The organism is Bradyrhizobium sp. ORS 375, from assembly GCF_000239775.1.
GTDB lineage: Bacteria > Pseudomonadota > Alphaproteobacteria > Rhizobiales > Xanthobacteraceae > Bradyrhizobium.
In genome coordinates this window covers 1-2,431 of the sequence record NZ_CAFI01000110.1, presented here as the reverse complement: position 1 = coordinate 2,431, position 2,431 = coordinate 1, and the positions used below count along the sequence as shown (strand labels likewise).

Below are 2,431 nucleotides of genomic sequence, written 5' to 3'. Positions count from 1 at the left end.
TTGCTGCCGAGGCAAGTCGACTCTCACGAGGCGATCTGAATGTCCTAGCGCCGTCCCAAGCCCAATCAACCAAGGCTTTCCTCCACCGGCATGTCGTGCATTAGTGATGACATTCATCCGCACCGAGGCGCCTCATGTCCCTGCAAGTCTATCTCGCCTTCATCGCTGCCTGCGTCGCGCTGGCGCTGCTGCCCGGTCCCGTCGTTACGCTGCTGATCGCCAACGGGTTGCGTCATGGAACGCGCGCGGCGCTGATCAACATCGCCGGCGTACAGACGGGGCTGGCGATCGCCATCGGCATCGTCGCGATGGGCTTGACGACGCTGATGGCCACGATGGGCTACTGGTTCGAATGGGTGCGCCTGATCGGCGCCGCCTATCTGGTGTGGCTCGGCGTCCAACTGATCCGCTCGCCGGTCGAGGGCATCGCCGAAGGCGAGGCGCCGCCGCCGCCGCGCGGCGGCTTCTTCCTGCAGGGCCTCGTCGTGCTGCTGTCGAACCCGAAGGTGATGGTGTTCTTCGGCGCCTTCCTGCCGCAGTTCATGGACATGAGTCGGGACCACGTTCCGCAGGTCGGCTTGCTCGGCGTCACCTTCATGGTGGTCGCGGGCCTGACCGACGCCGTCTATGCGCTGCTCGCCGGCCGCGCACGAAAAATGTTCTCGGCCAGGCGCACCCGCCTGGTGTCGCGCATCTCCGGCGGCTTCATGATCGGCGGCGGTCTGTGGCTGGCACTGACCCGGGCGAGGTGAGACGGCGCGATCTGTCGTTCAGAGGCCGATTGTCCCCTTCACCACCGGCGCGACGGCACCGCCGATCCAGATGGTCTCGCCGTCCTGGGCGACGTGAACCCGGCCGGCGCGGCCGAGCACGGTCCCCTGCGACGCGACATATTGCTTCGGAGCAATTCCGGCGCCAATCAGCCATTGCGCCAGACTTGCATTGAGGCTGCCCGTCACCGGGTCCTCAATGCCGCTCCAGGTGAAGGCGCGAACCTCGAAATGTGCGTCGTGCCCGTCGCGCGCCGCGTCCCACGGCGCGACCACGCCGACCGGCTGCTGCGACAGGGCCAAGGTGTTGAAGCGGATGTTCAGCAGATCCTGGCGCGAGTCGATCAGCACGCCGATCCAGCCTGGACCGTTGTCGATCCACTCGACGGCGCGCATTGCGCTCGGCTGAAGACCGAGCGCGGCTGCGATCTTGGTCGTGAGCTCCGCATCAACGGGGCCGGAGCGGCGCAGCGGCGGCGCCGCGAAAGCGAGTCGATCGCCGTCGCGCTTGATGCGCACGAGACCCGCGCCGCATTCCTGCACGACATGCTCGCCCTTCGGGCGGCCGCCAAGCGCGAGCCAGACATGGGCCGAGCCCAGCGTCGGATGACCGGCAAAAGGCAGCTCGCGCTGGGGCGTGAAGATGCGCACGCGATAATCAGCGCCTGGATTCTGGGCGCGCGACAGGAAGGTCGTCTCGGACAGATTGGTCCAGTTGGCGATCGCCTGCATCGCCGCATCGTCGAGGCCGTCGGCCTCGGCGATCACGGCAAGCGGGTTGCCCTTGAACGGGACTGCGGAGAACACGTCGACTTGGTGGAACGGATGCGTCGGCATTGCGGTGTCCTCCTTAAGGTCGCGTCAGTCGCGCCAGAACGGCTTGTTGGCCTCGTCGTGCACGACGGTCGGATCAAGTCCGCAGTCGCGCATCTGCTCGGCGTCGAGCAGCGCGAGCTCGGAGCGCCAGAACAGACGCTGCAGCCACAGCTGGGGGACCTGGAGCAAATTGCTCTTTCCGTGAGCAACTTGCGGAGTTGCCCAACGCTGCGCCAGGGAATATGCCATGAGTCACCTATTGGTCTTCGATTGCGTTGTTCGAAGAGCAATCGCGCAGTACATATCTCGGTGCAATCGAAACATTGCTCTCGGTGCAATATAGCATGAATGCTTCGTATACGACCCTGGTGGACGACATCGCCGAGGACATCGCGCAGGGCCGGCTGAAGGCCGGTGACCGGCTGCCGCCGCAGCGCCAGTTCGCCTATGAGCGGGGAATTGCCGCATCCACGGCAGCCCGCGTCTATGCCGAATTATTGCGCAGGGGTCTCGTGGTCGGCGAGGTCGGCCGCGGCACCTTCGTCGCGGGTGAGCCGGTGCCGGTGCCGGCCTCGTTGCGCCTCGAGCCGTTCGACGGTCGCATCGATCTCGAGTTCAATTTTCCGACGCTGCCCGATCAGGCGGCACTGATCGCAAAATCGCTCGCGGTCTGGCAGCGGCCCGAGAAGCTGGCGCCGGTGCTGGCGCCGATCACCCAGCGCCGGCTGGTGGAGGCCGGGCGCACGGCCGCAGCCTTCTTTGCCGGCGAGCGCTGGCGCCCGCGCGCGGAGAACTTCGTATTTGCCGGCAGCGGCCGACAGTCGCTGGCGGCGGCGATCTCGGCG

At 66.4% G+C, this 2,431-nt stretch carries 4 protein-coding genes; 2 read left to right on the top strand and 2 right to left on the bottom strand.

Translation table 11 applies throughout. The annotated features are described in order from the left end of the window. The first annotated feature begins 134 nt into the window (after positions 1-134). Entirely contained in the window at positions 135-752 is a 618-nt protein-coding gene (locus tag BRAO375_RS09845; protein WP_009027320.1) for a LysE family translocator, read from the top strand. Between the two features lie 18 nt (positions 753-770). On the opposite strand, the gene BRAO375_RS09840 is transcribed toward BRAO375_RS09845, so the two are convergent. Further along, on the bottom strand, positions 771-1,607 hold the full coding sequence (locus BRAO375_RS09840; protein ID WP_009027319.1) for a PhzF family phenazine biosynthesis protein: 837 nt from the start codon (positions 1,605-1,607) through the stop codon (positions 771-773). Positions 1,608-1,631: 24 nt separating this feature from the next. Continuing rightward, positions 1,632-1,775 carry a DUF1127 domain-containing protein gene (locus tag BRAO375_RS37935; RefSeq protein ID WP_008961913.1) on the bottom strand — a complete coding sequence of 48 codons (144 nt, stop codon included), beginning with the start codon at positions 1,773-1,775 and terminating at the stop codon, positions 1,632-1,634. Positions 1,776-1,861: 86 nt separating this feature from the next. On the opposite strand from BRAO375_RS37935, the gene BRAO375_RS09835 reads away from it, so the two are divergent. Then, on the top strand, positions 1,862-2,431 hold a 570-nt coding region (locus BRAO375_RS09835; RefSeq protein ID WP_139031351.1), incomplete at its 3' end, for a GntR family transcriptional regulator.